Annotated in this window: 20 protein-coding genes and 3 pseudogenes; 7 read left to right on the top strand and 16 right to left on the bottom strand. The window is 45.0% G+C overall.

Going from position 1 to position 20,126, the window contains the following annotated elements:
- Positions 1 to 3: 3 nt before the first annotated feature.
- A complete protein-coding gene (rsmA, locus tag BQ1619_RS07305) occupies positions 4 to 780 on the top strand; it encodes a 16S rRNA (adenine(1518)-N(6)/adenine(1519)-N(6))-dimethyltransferase RsmA (RefSeq protein ID WP_114663157.1) in 777 nt (258 codons plus the stop codon).
- A 19-nt stretch (positions 781 to 799) separates the two neighbouring features.
- On the opposite strand, the gene BQ1619_RS07300 is transcribed toward rsmA, so the two are convergent.
- From BQ1619_RS07300 to BQ1619_RS07260, 9 genes are all read right to left on the bottom strand, one after another.
- Positions 800 to 1,534, bottom strand: a complete 735-nt coding sequence (locus BQ1619_RS07300; RefSeq protein ID WP_114663156.1) for a lysophospholipid acyltransferase family protein — start codon at positions 1,532 to 1,534, stop codon at positions 800 to 802.
- Between the two features lies 1 nt (position 1,535).
- Positions 1,536 to 2,114 carry a D-glycero-beta-D-manno-heptose 1,7-bisphosphate 7-phosphatase gene (gmhB, locus tag BQ1619_RS07295; protein ID WP_114663155.1) on the bottom strand — a complete coding sequence of 193 codons (579 nt, stop codon included), beginning with the start codon at positions 2,112 to 2,114 and terminating at the stop codon, positions 1,536 to 1,538.
- Positions 2,111 to 4,249, bottom strand: a complete 2,139-nt coding sequence (glyS, locus tag BQ1619_RS07290; RefSeq protein ID WP_114663154.1) for a glycine--tRNA ligase subunit beta — start codon at positions 4,247 to 4,249, stop codon at positions 2,111 to 2,113. Before glyS ends, gmhB begins: the two co-directional genes overlap by 4 nt.
- Positions 4,246 to 5,130 (bottom strand): glycine--tRNA ligase subunit alpha, encoded by an 885-nt coding sequence (gene glyQ, locus BQ1619_RS07285; RefSeq protein WP_114663153.1) that lies wholly within the window; start codon positions 5,128 to 5,130, stop codon positions 4,246 to 4,248. Before glyQ ends, glyS begins: the two co-directional genes overlap by 4 nt.
- 59 nt (positions 5,131 to 5,189) lie before the next feature.
- On the bottom strand, positions 5,190 to 6,659 hold the full coding sequence (gene lnt, locus BQ1619_RS07280) for an apolipoprotein N-acyltransferase (protein ID WP_231968589.1): 1,470 nt from the start codon (positions 6,657 to 6,659) through the stop codon (positions 5,190 to 5,192).
- A 62-nt stretch (positions 6,660 to 6,721) separates the two neighbouring features.
- Entirely contained in the window at positions 6,722 to 7,558 is an 837-nt protein-coding gene (locus BQ1619_RS07275) for an HlyC/CorC family transporter (protein ID WP_114663151.1), read from the bottom strand.
- Between the two features lie 37 nt (positions 7,559 to 7,595).
- Positions 7,596 to 8,075, bottom strand: a complete 480-nt coding sequence (gene ybeY / locus BQ1619_RS07270; RefSeq protein WP_114663150.1) for an rRNA maturation RNase YbeY — start codon at positions 8,073 to 8,075, stop codon at positions 7,596 to 7,598.
- On the bottom strand, positions 8,065 to 9,411 hold the full coding sequence (gene miaB / locus BQ1619_RS07265) for a tRNA (N6-isopentenyl adenosine(37)-C2)-methylthiotransferase MiaB (protein ID WP_114663147.1): 1,347 nt from the start codon (positions 9,409 to 9,411) through the stop codon (positions 8,065 to 8,067). The genes ybeY and miaB overlap by 11 nt, the downstream gene beginning before the upstream one ends.
- Positions 9,412 to 9,477: 66 nt before the next feature.
- Positions 9,478 to 10,740, bottom strand: a complete 1,263-nt coding sequence (locus tag BQ1619_RS07260) for a putative Na+/H+ antiporter (protein ID WP_114663145.1) — start codon at positions 10,738 to 10,740, stop codon at positions 9,478 to 9,480.
- A gap of 58 nt (positions 10,741 to 10,798) precedes the next feature.
- Between BQ1619_RS07260 and BQ1619_RS07255 the strand changes: the two are divergent.
- Positions 10,799 to 11,142, top strand: a pseudogene (locus tag BQ1619_RS07255) (rhodanese-like domain-containing protein).
- Between the two features lie 83 nt (positions 11,143 to 11,225).
- Positions 11,226 to 11,615 (top strand): OsmC family protein, encoded by a 390-nt coding sequence (locus tag BQ1619_RS07250; RefSeq protein ID WP_114663143.1) that lies wholly within the window; start codon positions 11,226 to 11,228, stop codon positions 11,613 to 11,615.
- Between the two features lie 326 nt (positions 11,616 to 11,941).
- Here BQ1619_RS07250 and BQ1619_RS07240 read toward each other — a convergent pair whose 3' ends face one another.
- Positions 11,942 to 12,211, bottom strand: a complete 270-nt coding sequence (locus BQ1619_RS07240; RefSeq protein WP_269460089.1) for a Rap1a/Tai family immunity protein — start codon at positions 12,209 to 12,211, stop codon at positions 11,942 to 11,944.
- Between the two features lie 208 nt (positions 12,212 to 12,419).
- Between BQ1619_RS07240 and BQ1619_RS07235 the strand changes: the two genes are divergently transcribed.
- Positions 12,420 to 13,649, top strand: coding sequence for an ammonium transporter (locus BQ1619_RS07235; protein WP_415066277.1), 1,230 nt, complete (start codon positions 12,420 to 12,422; stop codon positions 13,647 to 13,649).
- 36 nt (positions 13,650 to 13,685) lie between these two features.
- Positions 13,686 to 14,208, top strand: a pseudogene (locus BQ1619_RS07230) (gamma carbonic anhydrase family protein).
- A gap of 44 nt (positions 14,209 to 14,252) precedes the next feature.
- On the opposite strand, the gene maiA reads toward BQ1619_RS07230, so the two are convergent.
- Positions 14,253 to 14,930, bottom strand: coding sequence for a maleylacetoacetate isomerase (gene maiA / locus BQ1619_RS07225; protein WP_114663138.1), 678 nt, complete (start codon positions 14,928 to 14,930; stop codon positions 14,253 to 14,255).
- 86 nt (positions 14,931 to 15,016) lie between these two features.
- On the opposite strand from maiA, the gene BQ1619_RS07220 reads away from it, so the two are divergent.
- The gene (locus BQ1619_RS07220; RefSeq protein WP_114663136.1) at positions 15,017 to 15,646 is read left to right on the top strand and encodes a trimeric intracellular cation channel family protein; all 630 of its coding nucleotides are present in this window, start codon (positions 15,017 to 15,019) and stop codon (positions 15,644 to 15,646) included.
- On the opposite strand, the gene BQ1619_RS10755 is transcribed toward BQ1619_RS07220, so the two are convergent.
- Genes BQ1619_RS10755 through BQ1619_RS10750 form a run of 3 tightly spaced genes read right to left on the bottom strand, consistent with a single transcriptional unit; the run spans position 15,633 to position 17,179 of the window.
- Positions 15,633 to 15,812 (bottom strand): hypothetical protein, encoded by a 180-nt coding sequence (locus BQ1619_RS10755; protein WP_231968587.1) that lies wholly within the window; start codon positions 15,810 to 15,812, stop codon positions 15,633 to 15,635. The genes BQ1619_RS07220 and BQ1619_RS10755 overlap by 14 nt on opposite strands.
- Positions 15,796 to 16,950 (bottom strand): gamma-glutamyltransferase family protein, encoded by a 1,155-nt coding sequence (locus BQ1619_RS07215; RefSeq protein ID WP_415066164.1) that lies wholly within the window; start codon positions 16,948 to 16,950, stop codon positions 15,796 to 15,798. Before BQ1619_RS07215 ends, BQ1619_RS10755 begins: the two co-directional genes overlap by 17 nt.
- 10 nt (positions 16,951 to 16,960) lie before the next feature.
- Positions 16,961 to 17,179 (bottom strand): gamma-glutamyltransferase, encoded by a 219-nt coding sequence (locus BQ1619_RS10750; RefSeq protein ID WP_415066162.1) that lies wholly within the window; start codon positions 17,177 to 17,179, stop codon positions 16,961 to 16,963.
- 246 nt (positions 17,180 to 17,425) lie between these two features.
- On the opposite strand from BQ1619_RS10750, the pseudogene BQ1619_RS07210 reads away from it, so the two are divergent.
- Positions 17,426 to 19,086 (top strand): annotated as a pseudogene (locus tag BQ1619_RS07210) (MFS transporter).
- Positions 19,087 to 19,170: 84 nt separating this feature from the next.
- Here BQ1619_RS07210 and BQ1619_RS07205 read toward each other — a convergent pair.
- Both BQ1619_RS07205 and BQ1619_RS07200 read right to left on the bottom strand, forming a co-directional pair.
- Positions 19,171 to 19,749 carry an MOSC domain-containing protein gene (locus BQ1619_RS07205; protein WP_197711912.1) on the bottom strand — a complete coding sequence of 193 codons (579 nt, stop codon included), beginning with the start codon at positions 19,747 to 19,749 and terminating at the stop codon, positions 19,171 to 19,173.
- A 14-nt stretch (positions 19,750 to 19,763) separates the two neighbouring features.
- Positions 19,764 to 20,084 (bottom strand): 7(1) septoil knot domain-containing protein, encoded by a 321-nt coding sequence (locus BQ1619_RS07200; RefSeq protein ID WP_114663134.1) that lies wholly within the window; start codon positions 20,082 to 20,084, stop codon positions 19,764 to 19,766.
- Positions 20,085 to 20,126 lie beyond the last annotated feature (42 nt).

The raw sequence follows: 20,126 nt of genomic DNA, 5'->3' as shown, positions 1-20,126 counted from the left end.
TTTATGCATCGGGCTAGAAAACGTTTTGGACAAAATTTTTTACAAGATCAGGGCATCATTTATTCAATTATTTCCTTGATCAATCCTAATCCAGATATGCATGTGATTGAAATTGGTCCGGGACTGGGGGCATTAACAAGACCTTTGCTAAGTGGCCTTAGTCAGCTTGATCTTCTGGAGATTGATCGCGATCTGGTGTCATATTGGCAACATGAAAATTTAATCGGACTGACCATTATTGAGGGTAATGCGCTCAAGTTTGATTTTCAATCATGGGCTCGAGATCGGAAATCCAAAATAGGATTATGTAAGGTGGTTGGAAACTTACCTTACAACATTTCTTCACCATTACTTTTTCATTTAATGACTGCCGCAGCAGATATTGATGAGCAGGTATTTATGCTGCAAGCAGAGGTGGTTGAAAGATTAGTGGCCCAGGCTGGAAGCTCGGACTTCAGCAGACTTTCAGTGATGCTCCAAGCGCGTTATGACATGGAGCTCGTTTTGGAAGTGCCGCCTGAGGCCTTTGAGCCAGCACCCAAGGTAAATTCGGCAGTAGTGCGAATGATTCCAAAAAAGTATTTTGATTTAACCAAGCCGCAATGGAGTGCATTAGAGCAATTGGTAGCGGCAGCCTTTTCTCAGAGAAGAAAAATGTTGCGCACGAACCTTCAGGCTTTTGCAGATCGGTTGAAATTAACGGATGATGAGCTTAAAGCAAGAGCCCAAGATATTTCAGTAGAGCGCTATATTGAATGGGCAAGGCTTTTAGATTCTTAATGCCCATTCTTTGTTTGTACTATCTGTAGGCGCTTGGATCAATGACGCGCATTTCGGTCTCGATCCAATTTTCAACCTCTTGTTGTAACTCTTCCCCAGATTTTCCAGCAGAGGAAATAGCCGGGCCGATTGAAAAAATAACGGTTCCTGGAATTTTCAGAAAGCTATTTTTGGGCCAGCATATCCCAGCATTATGAGCAATGGGAATGACAAAGGCGCCGGTGGCGCTAGCAAGACGGGCCCCTCCTTTGCGATAGGGTTTGGTAGAGCCTCTTGGGGTTCTGGTCCCCTCGGGAAAAAGCATGATCCACTTACCCTCGCTGAGCCTTTCGCGTCCTTGGCTGGCAACCGATAGTGCTGCAGTCTGTTTATTTGCGCGATTAATGTGAATCATCTTCAGCAAAGCCAGCGCCCAGCCAAAGAATGGAATCCAAAGTAGTTCACGCTTAAAAACGAAGTGAAGTTGTTTGGGAAGTAGTGCTATGTAGGCAATCGTTTCGTAAGCAGACTGATGTTTACTCAAAATAACAACTGGTAAGTCTAGCGCTGCTCGCATATGCTCCATGCCACGAATCTCATAATGAATTCCACAGAGATGCCACAATAGCCAAATGACTACTTTGTTCCAGGTACCAATGAAGTTGTAGCGATTTTCGGGGCTTAGAAATGGAAAGGTAACCATACACAATACCGACCAAATTGGCGTGAAAATAACGATAAATAAGCTAAATAGGGCGGATCGTATCAAGACCATATCAATTTTGGATTTGATTGTTTAATAGCCAGATGGCAAAAGCCATGAGATCTGCATGAATTTGTGTTCCTTCAGGCAAGTTGCCTTTCGCCAAGGTCTTTTGACCTTTCCCGGTCAGTACTAAGTGCGGTGCGGCACCAAGCGCTATCCCTGCCTCAAGATCCCTTAGAGAGTCTCCCACAATAGGGACATCTAATAAAGGTTGCGTGCTGCTCAATTTTTTGTACCGCAGTGCAATTTCTTTCATCAGGCCTGGCGCAGGCTTGCGGCAATCACATGCATGAGCATCTGTGTGGGGACAGAAGAAAATGCTATCGATTTTTCCGCCGAGGGGCTGTAGCAGCCGCTCCATTTTGCTGTGCATTGCATGTAAATCGTTGATGGTGAAATAGCCTCTTGCAAGGCCAGACTGATTCGTGGCGATGGCAATTTGATAGCCTGCTTGATTGAGAAGTGCTATCGCTTCTAGACTGCCAGGAAGTGGAATCCATTCATCCACCGATTTTACATAGTCATCTCGATCTTCATTAATCACGCCATCGCGATCAAAAATAATCAGCTTAGAGGAGCTAGCGCTCATGCCAATTTGCCGATATCAGCAATGAGATTCATTTTTTGATGGAGTTGTTGCAAAAGCGCCAAACGGTTATCACGTAGTTCAGGATTGGGGTCCATAACCATGACATCCGCAAAGAACTGATCAATTGGAGCGCTTAGCGCGACAAGTGCCCTGAGAAATTCAACAAATTGACGTTTGTCATAAGCGGCACTCAGGGTTGGACCAACTTCCTCTAGTGTTTTGAAAACAGCAACTTCCGCTGGAATTTGCAAAAGTTTGTTTGAGCAGGCCGGCGGAATAGCTACAGTATTTTTCTTGAGAATATTGCTAATTCGTTTATTAGCTGCCGCTAATTGCACTGCTTCAGGCAGCGCATTAAATTCCCGCAGGGCGGTTAAACGGTCAATTAAGTCATTTAAATGGGATGGCGATTGGCTCAATACTGCGTCAATCTCAGCTGTGGTGAAGGGTTTGCCACCTATGGATTGATCGCGTAAATAAGCCCTCATACGATCAATAATGAAATCGTAGATATCTGTCGTAACTACCTTCTCTTGCACTTCTTTTTGAGGGAATTGTGCTTTGGCGAGATCAATTAGCTCTGGAAGACTAAGGGGAAGATTTTTTTCTAGCAGCAGTCTGCAGATACCTAGCGCATGACGACGTAATGCATAGGGATCTTTATCGCCAGTTGGTGCTAAACCTACACCCCAAATACCAATTAAAGTCTCTAACTTGTCTGCAATCGCAAGAATGGTTCCGGTCGATGTTTTAGGAAGGGCATCGCCTGCAAAACGTGGCATATAGTGCTCACTACATGCGGCAGCCACTTCGGAATCTTCGCCATCGTAATTGGCATAGTAGGTCCCCATGATGCCTTGTAGCTCTGGAAACTCGCCAACCATATCAGTCAGCAAATCGGTCTTAGCGATTTCTGCGGCGCGACCTGCTAATTTTTCATCTGCCACGAGTTGTTTTGCAACTCCAATCGCAATTGCTTGTACACGCTTTGTACGGTCGAGTTGATTGCCAAGTTGATTGTGGTAAACCACTTTGGCTAGATCTGTAACGCGAGATGCGAGCGGTCGCTTTTTGTCTTGTTGGAAGAAAAACCGAGCATCGGATAGTCTAGGACGCACTACGCGTTCATTACCGGAAATAATTGCTGCTGGAGTAGGGGTTTCAATATTGGAAACAATTAAAAAGCGATTGCGCAATTTACCCTGCTTATCGGTGAGGGCAAAATATTTTTGATTAGTTTTCATCGTCAATATTAGGCATTCCTGAGGTACTTCTAAGAACTTAGGATCAAACTGACATTCATAAATAGCGGGCCACTCGACGAGGGCAGTCACTTCATCCAAGAGGGTATCTGGCATCAGCACAAAATCGTCTCCCGCTGCTTTTAATAGAGAGTTTTCAATTTGTGCTCGGCGCTTTTCAAAACTTGGAATAACCTTGGCCCTATTGTGAAGGTCGTGCTCATATTGGTCAGCAGTACAGATCGTTACTATGCCAGGAGCCAAGAAACGATGGCCTTCTGTTCGATTGCTGGCTGCGATTCCAAGACCGGTAATATTCAAAACGGTTTTGCCATGTAAAGCGATGATTCGATGCGCAGGGCGTGCAAATTGCACATCCACTAATTGACCATTTTTTTGTATCACTTGGTAGTGCATCATTTTGGCAATAGGCAACTTATTCAATGTTAGTTCCAGCGCTACCTGAACAGTTTGCTCAAGCGCTGCACCTTTAGTAGTCACTTTGAGATAAAGAGCTTCATTTTTGCCTTCACCCGACTTTTCTAGCGTTGCTAAATCAATATCTTGATATCCAAGGGCTGCTAATTTTTTCAGAAGAGGCGGTGTTGCTTTACCTTCTGCATCAAAAGCAATGCTGGTAGGAAGCAGCTTTTCTCTTACCGGGTAATCTTCTGCTTGACTCAGCACGTCACCAATGAGTACTGATAGTCGACGTGGCGTAGCAAAGCTAGTAGCAATAGAAGAGGTGGTTGTTAGTTTTGCGTCTTTGAGTTTGGTAAAAATACCCTCACTAAATGCATCACCTAAACGTCGTAAGGACTTTGGGGGCAATTCTTCAGTAAAGATTTCAATCAGCAAACTGTCTGATTGCGGGGTCGAGGGTGATTGGCTCATACTGTTGATTGGCGTTGACACATGGGGAAACCAAGCTTTTCCCGGGATTTAAAATAGGCTTGGGCAACGGAGCGCGAAAGATTGCGGATACGTCCAATATACGCTGCACGTTCTGTCACGGAAATTGCGCCACGGGCATCCAGTAGGTTGAAAGTATGCGCTGCTTTGAGAGCCATTTCGTAAGCAGGTAATGCTAGCGGTACTTCCATAAGACGCTTTGCTTCACTTTCATAATTATTAAAGTTAGCAAAGAGAAGATCTGTGTTGGAGTGCTCGAAGTTATAGCAAGATTGCTCACCTTCATTCTGAAGGTAAACATCCCCATACGAAATACCATCTGCCCAAACTAAGTCGTATACGTTTGAGCAATTTTGGATATACATCGCAAGGCGCTCGATACCGTAAGTAATTTCGCCTAAAACCGGTTTGCAATCAAAGCCACCCACTTGTTGGAAGTAAGTGAGCTGTGTCACTTCCATGCCATTAAGCCATACTTCCCAGCCTAAGCCCCAAGCTCCCAATGTGGGGTTTTCCCAGTCATCTTCAACAAAACGAATGTCATTTTCTTTGAGATCGAGTCCAAGAGCCTCTAGGGAGCCCAAGTAAAGCTCAAGAATGTTTTCTGGGGCAGGTTTGAGTACCACTTGATATTGGTAGTAGTGCTGTAAGCGATTTGGATTCTCGCCATAGCGGCCATCTTTTGGTCTCCGCGATGGCTGAACATAAGCGGCTTTCCAAGGCTCTGGGCCAATGGCACGCAAGAAAGTAGCGGTATGGGATGTGCCCGCGCCAACCTCAAGGTCGATGGGTTGCAAAAGGGCGCAACCTTGTTGGTCCCAATAGTCTTGAAGTTTGAGAATGATTTGCTGAAAAGTAAGCATGATTAACCTGGCTAAGCCGTTGATTTTACATGGCTAGCGTATTCCAGCGTCACAATTGACTAAAAACGTCGATAGCGAATAAAACCCCAAATTAAGAGCAGGCATGAAATGCCCAAAATGGGCAAATTACCCCAAGTGACAAAAGGCGTTTTGCCGCTGTATGCCTGCACTTCGGTTCTCAGGTTTGCCTGAGTGAGTTCAGGAAGCGATTGCAGCACTTTCCCGTCAGGTCCGAGAACGGAGGTGATCCCGGTATTGGTGGCGCGCAATGCTGGTAATCCCGTTTCAAGCGAGCGCAGTTGAGAGAGTCGCAGTTGTTGTGTTGGTGCTTGTGATTGGCCAAACCAAGCTAGATTCGTTAAGTTAATTAAAAAATTGGCTGGTTCAGAATTTTTTCGTATGCGATTTGCAAGCTCGCCGCCAAAAACATCTTCGTAGCAAATCGTAATCGCTGCATGAACAGCATCTTGATTTTTGCGAATAATGCTAAATGCAGGTTGATCAAGATTGCCCCGCGCAAAATCACTTAAGGGCACATTGAATGCTTTGACAAACCAATGGAAGCCTGGGGGAATAAATTCCCCAAATGGAACCAAGTGCACCTTATCGTATTCATAGGGCAAAGCATTGGGCGATAAGCCAATTGCTCGATTAGTGTATTGCATGCCTTGATCACTAGTGACTTCGCCAACTAGACCAAGCAAGAGGTTGCTCGAGCTCAAATTTGAATAATCCTGCAGGTCACTCAATAATTCCGGTGGTAATTTATTTTGTGGCCAAGGAAATGCGGTCTCAGGAATGATGATGAGGTTAGCGGGCCGACTTTTTATTTGCGAAGAATAAAAATGAATTTGCTCGCTTATTGCTGCAGGGTTAAATTTCAAGCTCTGTTCAAAGTTGCCTTGAATAAGGCGAACCGTAATGGGTTCTCCAAAGGGCTTTGTGAAACTCATGAGACCGATCAATTGAGTGCTGACAATTGCGCAAATGATGATAGCCCCACTCAAGAATGCTTGCCGTTTCGTCTGAAGCAATTCCCAAGAAATCCAAATGACTAAAAAGGTACAAGCGAGACCTCCCAGTAAAGGCGCTATTGGTGCAAAAGGACCATTCACCTGCGATTCTGCAAATCCTGCCCAAGGGAATCCAGTAAAAATATATCCGCGAAGAAATTCCATGATCACCCAGCTTGAACCCAATAGAACTCCGGTGAATTTTGATCTTTTAAATGCTGGAATCGCTAGGGAGGCAGCTGAAAAAAAGAGCGCCATATAGGTAGATAAGATCAATACCGCCGCTCCTGAAAGCAAAGAATTCATCCCGCCTACATCATGCATGCTAATGTAAAGCCACCATAGGCTAATTGCAAAATACCCAATCCCAAACACGATGCCAGAAGCAAAATGTTCTGATAATTTTGATGATGGATTAGTCGTAAGTTGAAGCCATACCAAGGACAAGATGGGAATCTGGATCCAGCCGCCATAAGGTAGCTCGGTTGCACCTGCAAGCAGGGAGCCCAACCCCAATAGTATTAGTAGAGATGCTTTGGGAATTGGTCTGAAAGATTGTCGATTGAACAAACCGATCTCTACTCAACCTTTTTGGGTTTTTGGCGCGCTAGCAGAATATGAATTTGCCTTGGATCAGCACGCTGCACCTCAAATTCAATCCCATCTATTTCGATGCGTTCACCAACCTTGGGAACTCGACCAAGGTGTTGGATGACTAAACCCGCTACGGTTTCTATATCTTCGGGTGCAAAATTGGTGCCTAATGCCTCATTCAGCTGTTCAAGTTCGGTAATGCCCTTGATGCGAACATCGCCATTATCTAAGGCAAGAATGTTATCCGCCTCTTCATCAATATCATGCTCGTCCTCAATATCGCCAACAATTTGTTCAAGCACGTCTTCGATGGTAATGATGCCTGCTATGCCGCTATATTCATCCACTACTACTGCTAAATGATTGCGATTGTCTTTAAAGTCTCTTAATAACACGCTCAATCGCTTTGATTCTGGAATGAAGACCGTGGGACGCAACCAATCACGCACTTGAAAATCTTGTTCAGAAGAGTGACGTAGAAGATCTTTGGCTAACAAGATGCCAATCACGTTATCGCGCGTTCCCTCAAAAACAGGAAAGCGAGAATGGGCAGCCTCAATAACCGTTTTAATGATTTCTGCAAGTGGCCGGTTGATATCAATCCAATCAATCTGGGCACGCGGAACCAAAATATCCCTCGCGCATAACTGACCTACTTGAAAAACGCCTTCGATCATCGAGAGAGCATCGGCATCAATGAGTCCTTCAGCTTGCGCCTCGCGCAATGTACCAATCAATTCTTGACGGCGTTCGCTAGGGCTGGTTGGCTGAGGGGATAAAAAATCAGCTAGGTGATCTAGTAAAGACTTGGGGTCAAGCATGGGAGAAGAATAGCTTAGAAATATGACAGAGTAAAAATTAGATGGGTAGATAGGGGTTTGAGATACCCAAGGCTTTTAATAATCGTATTTCATGAGCCTCCATTTTCATGGCATCTGTTGCATTCTCATGATCGAAGTCTTGAGCGTGGAGACAGCCATGAATCACTAAGTGTGCTAAGTGGGCCCTGACTGTATTGCCTTGTTCTTTGGCCTCTTTTTGAATCACAGGTAGGCAAAAGATAAGGTCTGCCTCAACTTTTTTCTTTGAGCTCTCGTAAGGGAAAGTGAGGACATTTGTTGCGTACCCCTTCCCCCGAAATGCTTCATTGAGTTTTTTGCCTTCTGCTCTGTTGACAAAACGTAGCGTTAGTAAGCCTCCACAATTGAGGCTTAGCTTCACCCATTTTTTAATAAGTGCAGTCGAAGCGATTTTTTCTAAGGTTGCTTCAATAACTGGGCTAGCAGTTTGAATGTCTACTACTAGTGAAGAGGCGCTTGATGTTGTTTTAGTTGGCATGGACTTCGACTAACTCACCTCTGAGTGAGTAATTGAGTACCTCAGTGATTTGTATATCAACCATTTTCCCGATAAACGATTCGATTTCGTCATCTTGGACGGTAAAGTGCACTACCCGATTATTTTCAGAGCGGCCTTGTAAATTCACCCCGTCCTTTGCTAAACCTTCTACCAATATCGTTTCAGTGTTACCCAGCATTTTTTGGCTAATCTGGTTGGCTTGGTCTTCCACCACTCCAAGGAGAGTTTGCAGGCGTTTTAGCTTTACTTCGTACGGAGTATTATCACTTAAGTAGGCAGCAGGTGTCCCTGGTCTAGGGCTAAAAATAAAACAAAAACTGTTATCGAATTCAAGTTCTTTTGCCATTCTCAGAAGCTTGTCAAAGTCTGCATCTGTCTCACCAGGGAAGCCCACAATAAAGTCACTTGATAACGTCAGATCGGGGCGTACCGCGCGCATTTTGCGAATAATGCTTTTGTACTCTAAGGCTGTATAGCCACGTTTCATAGCTAAGAGTATGGCGTCAGATCCGTGCTGCACTGGGAGATGAAGGCGGCTTACGAGCTTTGGTACTTTGGCGTAAACATCGATTAAGCGCTGAGTAAATTCTTTTGGGTGGCTAGTAGTAAATCGAATACGTTTAACCCCTGGTATATCGGCAATGTACTCAATTAAAAGTGCAAAGTCTGCAATTTCTTGGGTGCTACCCATTTTGCCGAGATAGGCATTGACATTCTGTCCCAATAAAACAATTTCTTTGACACCTTGGCTAGCGAGCCCAGCAACTTCGGTAAGCACATCATCAAATGGTCTAGAAACTTCTTCGCCGCGTGTATAGGGAACAACACAATAGCTGCAATATTTTGAGCAACCTTCCATGATAGAAACATATGCCGAGCCACGGGTCTGGCGGGATGCCGGTAGATGATCAAACTTTTCTATTTCTGGAAACGAAATATCGACCTGAGAGAGTCCTGTTTTGCGGCGTTGTGCGATCAGATCGCTCAAGCGATGTAAAGTTTGGGGACCAAAAACCACATCAACATAGGGTGCACGACTGACGATTTGTTGACCCTCTTGACTGGCGACGCAGCCACCCACACCAATCAGTAAATCAGGTTTGACTTTTTTGAGTTCCTGCAAACGGCCTAAATCTGAGAATACTTTATCCTCTGCCTTTTCCCGAATGGAGCACGTATTTAAAAGAACAACATCTGCGTCTTCAGGGAAATTCGTTATGACCATGCCTTCATCAGCATGAAGTAGGTCCGCCATTTTGCCCGAGTCATACTTGTTCATTTGACAGCCAAAGGTTTTGATATAGAGTTTTTTCATGTGCCGTTCTCAGGTTTATAACTGGGGGCGATATTTAGATTTTACTGCGGAAGTACTTTAATTAACTTAAAGGAGGCGGTACGCAGCAATGGCTACTAGAGTGGGTGGCAATGCCCCGACAAATAAGTAAACGGCTGAAACTGCGCCACCAGGAAAGTGACTGCGCAAGATGGCAATTCCAGCAGGGTTTGGAGCATTAGCAATAACAGTTAGCCCTCCACCAGCAACGGCACCACCCACTAAGGCCAATTTAAATTCTGGTGATGTACCTGTCACTAATGATCCTAAGTACGTCAGTGCAGCATTATCGGTAATGGCTGTGAGCGCTAAGCTTCCGTAAAACACTGCAGTAGGGCTCATCATTTCGAGGAGGGGTTGAAGCCACCAGCCCTGTAATGCACCAAGGACAACTAAGCCTGCCAAAAAGAAGCCGACTAAAAGAGCTTCTTTTAGGATGAGTGGGCTTTGATGTTTTGGATATGCGGTCGTATAACCAATAAAAAATAACAAGAGCCACATAAAAATAATTAAGTCATGTGCAAACATCACCACGCCAAATAGAAAAAGAAGGTGCATTGCAATAACGGCCAAGGGAATTTTGCTGGATTGATTAAATTCGCTTGGTTCAATTAACTGACGTTGAAATAAACATGTTGCTATAAGCGCGTTAATAAAAATAGCAATGCACGATTCCAAGCCAAAATTGGCAAACATGAATGCGGTGCTCCAGCCCCACGTTGATGCAACCATTAAGACAGGCGGTGCGGCAAAGTTGGTTAACGTTCCACCAATGGATATGTTTACTAATAACACGCCTAGTGTTCCAAAAAGCAAAGCCTTAGAGCATTGATGGCAGTAGACCAGGTCGCGCAATAAGAAGGCTGCCAGCGTCATCGCTGCAGGCTCGGTGATGAGCGAGCCTAAGAGGGGCGTGATTGCCAGAGTGAGGAAATAAAGAATCGGCGCGCTGCAAGTGCGCAATAATTTTTGCAATCCTTTACTTAAGCCATACAGTATTTGTGATGAAAAATATAGGATGGGTTTGCTGCCAGCAACAATCATGATGGCAAACACAAAAAGCGGCTCAGTGAAATTACGGTGATTTAGATAGGCTTTTGCTGAACCAATATGATCAATACAAGCAATATAAATAATGAGTACTGCTGCCCAAAAGCCAAAGACGATTTCAACTTCACCCAAAAGATGCCATAGTCCAGCATGACGTGGCGATTTTTTGGCAAATGATTCAAAATAACCTGTACAAAAGGTATGCAATACAGCAATTGTAAAAATAATGCTTGCGCCGAATTCTGTAGCGGTAAAGTTCATAGCAGAATGGTAGCAGGTGAGCTAGAAATGCTGGATGTTGTCACTTTAGGAGGTTTTGGTGAAATTGAAGATTGGTTATCGTGCCTTAATAGAAAGCGCCATGGCTCAAATTGAGACAATTCCATTGGATCAGGCTGAGAAATTATTATTGGAGAGCAATTCGGTCTTTGTGGATATTCGCGATGTGCGTGAGTTAGAGCGAGAGGGCATGATTCCCAATGCATTCCATGCGCCGAGAGCTGGGTAGACCCAGAGAGCCCCTACTACAAGCCGATATTTGGTGAGGGTAAGCGCTTAGTACTTTACTGCGCGTCTGCTTGGCGATCTGCATTAGCAACTGAGGCTTTGCAAAAAATGGGATTGCCGAACGTTTCCCACCTAGAGGGTGGATTCAGCGCTTAGAAGAAGGCAGGTCTGCCAACCGCAGAACAAGTGGGCAAGCCTCACAAGAATGAAAATCCAATAAAAAATAATGAGGAGCACAAATGAGAAAAGTAATTTCACAGTTTGGTGAAGGTCCATTGCAGCAAAAATTAACGTCTGGTGATTTGCATTTTTTATCCGATGTTTATCCAGCTAATGGCGGAAATGGTATTGGTTCCACTCCGCACGAGTACTTGGGTGCGGCTCTAGCAGCATGCACTAGCATGACTTTAAAGATGTATGCTGGCCGGAAATTGATGGACTTGAGAAATGCAATCGTGACGGTTGACATTGAGCGCATAAATGCTGTTGAAACATTTACGCGGGAGATCCAGTTAGAGGGCGATCTGAGTGCGGAAGAAAAAGAGCGTTTAATTGAGATTGCGAATAGGTGCCCAATCCACAAGGCACTGACAGGCGCCATCCAAATAAAAACCCAGCTTGTAAATTAATTCGGAGCATTTGCAGGCTTATTGTTTTTGCCTGCGTTATATCCCGCGTTGTACTCTGATGCCTGCTCTTTTTTGTAAGCATCGTATACATATCTAGACGCCGCGCCAACTGCCGCGCCGCCTACTCCCCCAAATGGGGTTGCCGTGGAAAATGGCTGCGCCTACGCCGCCGGCAACGGCGCCGATACCAGCACCAGAGAGTGCGTTGTTCAGTGTTGCTCATATTGGAGCAGCCTGCAATAGCAAGAATAGTTGCAGTAATCGCGATAATTTTTTTCATATCAACAGATCCTTTTAATTAAATTGAATTGAGCCGAATGATCCGATTATTTTCTAGCGCATGGAAATTTTGCTGCCAAGAAACCGAGGAAAACGCCGGATGCTGGTTTATCAGCAGTTTGTGGATTTTCTTGACCGAACTTCACAAAATCCGCAATCACTTCATCGCGTGATGTAGCTGGTTGTTCGATGCAAATAAATGGCTTTGCGCGTTGTGGATGACGTGTTGCTAAATAGGTGTCATAAATTGCTGTGGAATAGCCGATACAAAAGCTGCGTGAATCTGGGCTTGCTGGCAATTTACAAACATTGACCAATTCTTGTGTGCTGAGTACTTTTACTAGAGCGTTTGCTTGCGCTTGCGCTAGGCCAGAAAATGCTGCAAAAGCCGCTAAAAATGCGGTAATTTTTTCATGGATTCTCCCCTATACGTGTGTAAAAACATCATAAGCCATAAATATATGCTATTAACGCACTAATTAGGTGCAATCTGCACCTAATTAGGATTTTTAGTTCCCCATAATGATGCAAAAAATAGGCGGTGGAAAAGACGTGGAAATCTTGAAATCAGGCAGTGATGCTTTATTCATTTTGCTAGGCGCCATTATGGTTCTTGCTATGCATGCGGGCTTTGCATTCTTGGAGCTTGGTACTGTTCGCAAGAAAAACCAAGTAAATGCGCTTGTCAAAATTTTGGTGGATTTTGCTGTCTCTACAATCGCCTACTTCTTTATTGGCTACAGCATTGCCTATGGCGTCAATTTTTTCTCTGGCGCCGAATTGCTTGCAGAGAAAAACGGCTACGAACTTGTGAAGTTTTTCTTCTTACTAACCTTTGCGGCCGCTATTCCGGCGAATATCTCTGGCGGTATTGCTGAGCGAGCAAAATTTAATCCTCAACTCATTGCAACCTTTGTGCTGGTTGGATTTATTTATCCGTTCTTCGAGGGAATCGCTTGGAATCAACACTATGGCATTCAGGCGTGGATCAAAGAATTTACTGGTGAGGAATTCCATGATTTCGCAGGCTATGTAGTAGTGAACGCAGTAGGCGGTTGGATTGCGCTGCCAGCGGTAATTCTGTTGGGCGCACGTCGTGGGCGTTATACCAATGAAGGCCAAATATCAGCACACCCACCATCCAGCATTCCTTTCTTAGCGTTAGGTGCTTGGATATTGGCGGTAGGTTGGTTTGGTTTTAATGTGATGAGTGCGCAAACGATCGATAAGATCAGCGGCCTAGTTGCGCTGAACTCATTAATGGCAATGGTTGGTGGCACGCTCGCTGCATGGATCGTAGGGCGAAATGACCCAGGCTTTACCTATAACGGCCCACTTGCATGTCTGGTTGCGGTCTGCGCTGGTTCTGACTTAATGCATCCTGTTGGCGCGCTAGTTGTTGGCTTTGTTGCTGGCGGATTGTTTGTGTATATGTTTACCTTAGTGCAAAACCGTTGGAAGATTGATGACGTACTTGGTGTTTGGCCATTGCATGGTTTGTGTGGACTATGGGGCGGATTAGCCGCTGGTATTTTTGGCGCAAAAGCATTTGGCGGAATCGGGGGTATTACCTTTACGGGGCAGCTTATTGGAAGTGCCCTTGGGGTTAGCATTGCTTTGATGGGTGGGATTGTGGTTTACGGAACCTTGAAAGCAGTGCTTGGTATAAGGATGTCGCAAGAGGAAGAATTCGAGGGCGCTGATTTAAGTGTGCATCGAATTTCTTCAACGCCCGATTGCGAAACGAACTGGTAATTTTTTGCACAGCCAGATTCATACCTATAATGAGTTATGGCTATTTATGAGTTAGATGGAAACGCTCCTCAGTTATCTGAGGGCGTTTATATTGCGCAAAGCGCTGAAGTGATCGGTAAAGTTGAGCTTCATGCTGGGCCAATATTTGGCCAAAAGTTGTCATTCGCGGTGATAACGATCTTATTCAGATTGGCGAGGGCAGTAATGTCCAGGATGCATCGGTGCTTCATGCTGACCCTGGGTTCCCCTTTTGATTGGTAAGAATGTGACTGTTGGTCATCAGGTGATGCTGCACGGATGCAGCATCGGTGATGGCAGTCTTATCGGAATTGGCGCAATTATTTTGAATGGTGCCAAGATTGGTAAACACTGTTTGGTTGGTGCTGGCGCCCTAGTCACGGAAGGTAAAGAGTTTCCAGATGGGCCAATGATTATTGGCTCTCCTGCAAAAGCCGTAAAAGCACTCACTTCTGAGCAGAAAGCAGGGATTGGTGAAATTACTGGGCGCTATATCAAGAATGCTCAACGCTACATCAACACTCTGAAAAAGATTTCTTAGTTTTTGCCTTCGAGCTAAATCACTGCGACAGATTTCCCTGGTGATTATTGGTATGCGCTAGTTGGATTTGGGCCCTCTGCATCAATTTGTTTTTCCCAGGATGCATCTATAAAAGCTGGTAGCTTCATACATTCATTAAAGATTCTCATGATTGTTGGATAAGGGCTCATATCCATCTTGGCGCTTAAGGCATTAAAGATCTGAGGTACAAGACAGATATCAATGAGTCCAGGTTGATCACCATAAACAAATCGTCCAACGCGTTGATCATTTATCAACCGCTTTTCAAGACTATCTAAGCCAACGGATATCCAGTGTTGATACCAATCTTCTTTGGCTTGAGTGCTGATGCCCAGTTTTTTTACCAAGTAACGTAAGACTCTCAAGTTATCAATTGGGTGGATATCGCTCGCAATATCCAGCGCTAAAGCACGCACCCACGCACGATCGATTGCTAATTTCGGAAGTAGGGCGGGTTGCGCGTGAATTTCTTCAAGGTATTCAATAATGGCAACCGATTGATGAAGGCTATTATGACCATCCTCTAGAAGTGGTACCAAACGGTTTGGATTTTTATTGGCATACGTTTCTGAAAGTTGGTCGCCACCATCTTTACTTAAATGGACTGGAAAAATGTCATAGTTGATGCCCTTTAGATTTAGGGCAATGCGCACCCGAAATGCAGCTGAGCTGCGCCAAAAACTATAGAGCTTAGGTTTCATATTGAGGCTTTTGGGACATGATGACTAACAGTATATGCATCCCCTAAATTTTGGTTTGGCTATTTAAAGTGCTTTAGACTGCTTGCATGGAACACATTCAATTTTGGATTGGGGTGGTTGCAACGATGGCGTTTGCGGTTACAGGCGTACTGGCAATTGCTGATCGAGGCGTTGACCTATTTGGTGTGCTGGTTTTAGGCCTGATAACTGCCATTGGCGGCGGAACCATTCGGGACATTATTTTGGAGGCCCCAGTATTTTGGTCGGAGAGCCAAATATATGTGTGGTTAGCACTTGGTGCCAGCGTCATGGCCTTTGTAGCAGAATCGTTTTTTACTCAGCCACAAATTTACCGCCGGATGTTGTACATCGATGGTTTTGGTGCTGCGCTTTTTGCGATTCAAGGTACAGACAAGGCTTGGACGATGGGATATGGACTTCCCGTGGGACCAGTGATTTTGGGGGTTATTACTGCGATAGGCGGTGGATTAATACGAGACATTCTGGCAGGGCGAAAAACACTCATCATGTCGCATGAGTTGTATGCCATTCCCGTTACTTTAGGATGTTGTGCGTATATATTGGTGTTGAACCTTATTCCGCAATATGCGCTTGAGGGATCGGTACTCTGTATGTTGGGAATTTTTGGATTACGCGCAGTCGCCATTCATTGGGATCTGCGCGTTCCTAAAATGTTTATTACTAAAACGCGCTGACAGCGCCGTCGCTACGGGGATCCCATCCACCACGAAGTATCCCCGAGGGATCGCGAATGATGCAGCCTGTGTGACCAACGGTCTCATCAAATGCATCGAGCATTTCAATTTCATGACCCATGGCGTGCAATTCTTTCGCAACCCAATGGCTAAAGCGTGTTTCCACTGGTCTGCCCCCAGGTCCGACCCAGCAACCAGCGTGGACGACTTATCGCGTCTTGTGGATCGAGACCATAGGTTGCTGTGCGGGTAAATACCGCACATTGGGTTTGGGGTTGCCCATCGCCACCCATCGTGCCGTAAACCATTGGGCGACCATCTTTAAATAAGGCCATTGCTGGGTTTAAGGTGTGGAATGGCTTGCAATAGGGTTCAAGATGATTCAGAGACTTAGAGTCTAAAGAGAAACTGCAACCACGGTTTTGCCAATTAGCTCCAGATTTAGGCAACACGATTCCGGACCAAAACTCGTGATAGATGCTTTGAATAAACGAAACGCAGTTTCCCGCGCCGTCGATCATACCCATCCAGATGGTGTCTGCTGGTCCTTTACCTTGACCCCAAGGCAATGCCTTATTTGGGTCAATATTCTTAGCTAGTTTTTTTAGAAATATTGGCGACAAAAAGGATTGCGCATTTTTTGTCATATACGCAGGATCGGTAATGAATTGATCGCGAATCTTAAATGCTTGTTTAGTGGCCTCTACGCAGTGATGAACGTATTCCGCACTATCTACCTTGAAGCGCTTGAGATTGAGTTGATCCAGGATGCCAATAATCATGAGTGACACGACACCTTGAGTAGGTGGCACCATGTTGTAGACATTTCCTAGGCTGTGTCTTAGTTCGAGTGGATCAATGAGTTTTGCTTGATGTCGATGCAAATCGCTCAGTCTTAATGGGCTACCAATATCGGTCAACTCTTTTGCCAATAAATCTGCAAGATCACCCCGATAAAACTCTTCGGTTCCTTTGGCGGCAATTTGACGTAAAGTTTTAGCTAGTCGCCCTTGTTTGAAGATGCTGCCTACAGCTGGGGCCTTGCCATTAACCAGAAATGTTTTTGAAAAGCCGGGAATCGAGCTCAGTTCTTCCCGCTTTTTGGCAGTTAAGCTTGATTGGCTATATGTAACAGGTACTCCCGCTTCTGCATAATGAATTGCATCGGCTAATAAGCGTGAGAGCGGAATTTTTCCGCCTAGACCTTCCTTTGAGAGTTTGTGTGCTGCGCCCCAACCAGAGATGGTTCCAGCAACGGTATTGCAGCAACCGCTCCGCGAAATGGAATGGACGCTGGATGCCATGATCCGCATATCAACGTTTCGTTGCTAAGCCCGCATCAGCGCCACAAGCATCGATGCCACCCATCGCTTTACCTTGGGAATGAATCACCCAAAAGGAATCGCCGCCAATAGAATTCATATGTGGGTACACAACGGCAATTGTTGCTGCTGCGGCCACAATTGCCTCGAGTGCATTACCACCTTCGCGAAGAATAGCCAAAGCCGATTCAGAAGCGAGGGAGTGCGGCACAACTGCCATCCCCCTTATTACCCATTTTTGTTGCATGGTTATTTGGTATTGATGAATTTAGTTTGAATGGCTAATTAGACAACACACGCCGTATTGTTGCGCTGACGCCATATATTGGTGAACTTTTCGGGAAAACCCCGATCCTAATTGATGAGGAATTACCCTAACTAGTGGATTTCTTTGATTTTTTTCAAAGCATAATCGGTTCGTTGTTTTTTATTTAATAAAAATAGTTAGGAGCTACTGATGTCAACATCAACTAAAGCAGCCCCAATGACCGCTGAAGAGCGCAAAGTTATTTTTGTTTCCTCATTAGGTACGGTTTTTGAGTAGTACGACTTTTATCTTTACGGTTCTTTGGCTGCCGTTATTGCCAAGCAGTTCTTTTCAGGCCTAGATGCAGGCTCTGCCTTCATTTTCGCCTTGTTAGCGTTTGCTGCTGGTTTCATTGTGCGTCCATTTGGCGCGTTGGTGTTCGGTCGCTTAGGCGATTCGATCGGACGTAAATATACGTTCTTGGTCACCATCCTGTTGATGGGTTGCGCAACGTTCATCGTTGGTATTCTGCCGAACTATGCAACCATCCGTGTTGCCGCTCCAGTGATCTTGATCGCATTACGCATGCTTCAAGGTTTAGCATTGGGTGGTGAGTACGGCGGTGCAGCTACTTACGTTGCAGAACATGCTCCTAACGGAAAGCGTGGCGCATACACAGCATGGATTCAGACAACAGCTACTCTTGGCTTGTTCTTGTCCTTGCTCGTGATTTTGTTCACACGTGAATTCACAGGCCCAGACTTTGATGTTTGGGGTTGGCCGTTCCTTTCATCGCTTCTATTGCATTGTTGGCGATCTCTGTATGGATTCGTTTGTCTATGAATGAGTCTCCAGCTTTCAAGAAGATGAAAGAAGAGGGTAAATTATCTAAAGCACCTTTGTCCGAGTCATTTGGCCAATAGAAGAGCTTGAAGATTGTTATCTTGGCATTGTTTGGTCTGGTTGCAGGTCAAGCGGTGGTTTGGTACACCGGTCAGTTCTACGCTTTGTTCTACCTCACCCAAGTATTGAAGGTAGATCCTAAGACTGCAAACTTGTTGATTGCCGCATCCTTGGTAATCGGCACACCATTCTTCGTAGTATTTGGTTCTTGGTCTGACAAGATTGGCCGCAAAGTAATCATTATGGGTGGCTTGCTCCTAGCAATCATTACTTATATTCCTAATACACCAGTGTCAGTATTTAATGCTTTGACCCACTTTGCGAACCCTGCGTTGGAAAAGGCAATGGCAACTTCACCAGCAACTATTACTGCTGATGTGAACGAATGTACATTCCAGTTCAGCCCAACAGGCACAGCGAAGTTCACTAGTTCTTGCGATATCGCTAAATAGGTGATGGCGTCTAACTCTGCTAGCTACACAACGATTCCTGGACCAACGGGTAGTATAAAGATTGGTGATACAGAAATCACTGGCTATACATCGAAGGGTATTGATCCGGCTGAAGCAAAAGCAAAGGATGCTGAGTTCAAGAAACAAATTCGTGAAGCGTTGAATGCTGCTGGTTATCCAGCTAAAGCGGATTCCTCACAAATTAACTACGTAGCTGTATTGCTATTGTTGGTGTACTTGGTGATCTTGGTAACCATGGTTTATGGCCCAATCGCTGCAATGTTGGTTGAGATGTTCCCAACCCGCATTCGTTACACCTCTATGTCCTTGCCATACCATATTGGTAACGGTTGGTTCGGCGGCTTGTTGCCAACTATCTCCTTCGCCTTGGTTGCGCAAAACGGTAACATTTACTACGGTCTCTGGTACCCAATTATCATCGCTGCGATGACATTGGTAATCGGTACACTGTTTGTCCGTGAAACCAAAGACGTAGATATCTATGCCCGTGACTAAGCATTTTTAGTCTGAAGCAAATTAAAAACCCGATCTCAAATGATCGGGTTTTTTATTCCCACAAATCTCGTTGATTGCGACTCTTTAAGAGCTGTTGATTTTGCTGGGCGATTGAGGTGTTTCTTGAGCCGGGATCGACGGGGATTTGTGCGCCTGCCGAAGCCATGCCGGTTTTGAGTACACGAAATACCAGCCGCTATAATCTGATTGCGGCATCGCTTTGCTGGCGCCTTTGTAACCTATTGCAGCATTGAACTTAAAGCAAGGCTCTCGCAATTTAACAACGACGAACTCCAGCTCGCCAATTCGCAATTTGTCGCCAACGAATACCCCTGTTTCCAGTAGACATTCAACCGTGAAGTTTTCACCAATTGCCCCATATTCGAGCTGTGTCTCTTTTTTGGTTTCACGAGTGAGTAGTTCGTTCCAAAATGCGTAATGCTCAACGGGGTATACATAAATAGCTTTCTCGAGACCTCCATGAACGCTCAGGTCGGCCTGTTCATCACCTTTGGCGCCGAGATTGTTGATTTCTACCGTTGCAGGGTTTTGCAAGTTGCTAATACTTTTCTTGCGGATCGCTGAGGCGACAGATTTGTAGTCGGGGTGATGATTGCCAAAAAGTGGGGATACTTTTCCCGAGGAGATGGAGGTAAGCCTCATATGCGAGTTATTCATTAATAACGACAGCGGGCATCACTTTTGTACTTGGTGTAATAGACAATGAGATCTGCTTCCAATTTGTATTGGGTGCAATAGATCGTTGCTCTCGCATCGCTTTTATATTTTGTATAAAACCACACGCCCGGCTCGTTATCGCTGGAATATTGCGTTTCATAAACAATGCAATTTGCTTCGGACTGATACTTCGTTGCAAAGACTTTGGCATTTGCTTCAGAGGGATAGTTGGTGATGAAGATTTGGGCTGCGTGGGTGTTCATGGCTATAAAACACCCTAAAAATACCAAAATCAGCTGTTTTTGAAGGAATTTGCTCATCTTTCTATATTACGTTTCTGGCTCTATGTATTACAGAATAAG

The organism is Polynucleobacter necessarius, from assembly GCF_900095195.1.
Classification (GTDB): Bacteria; Pseudomonadota; Gammaproteobacteria; order Burkholderiales; family Burkholderiaceae; genus Polynucleobacter; species Polynucleobacter necessarius_G.
This window is presented reverse-complemented; position numbering and strand designations above follow the sequence as displayed.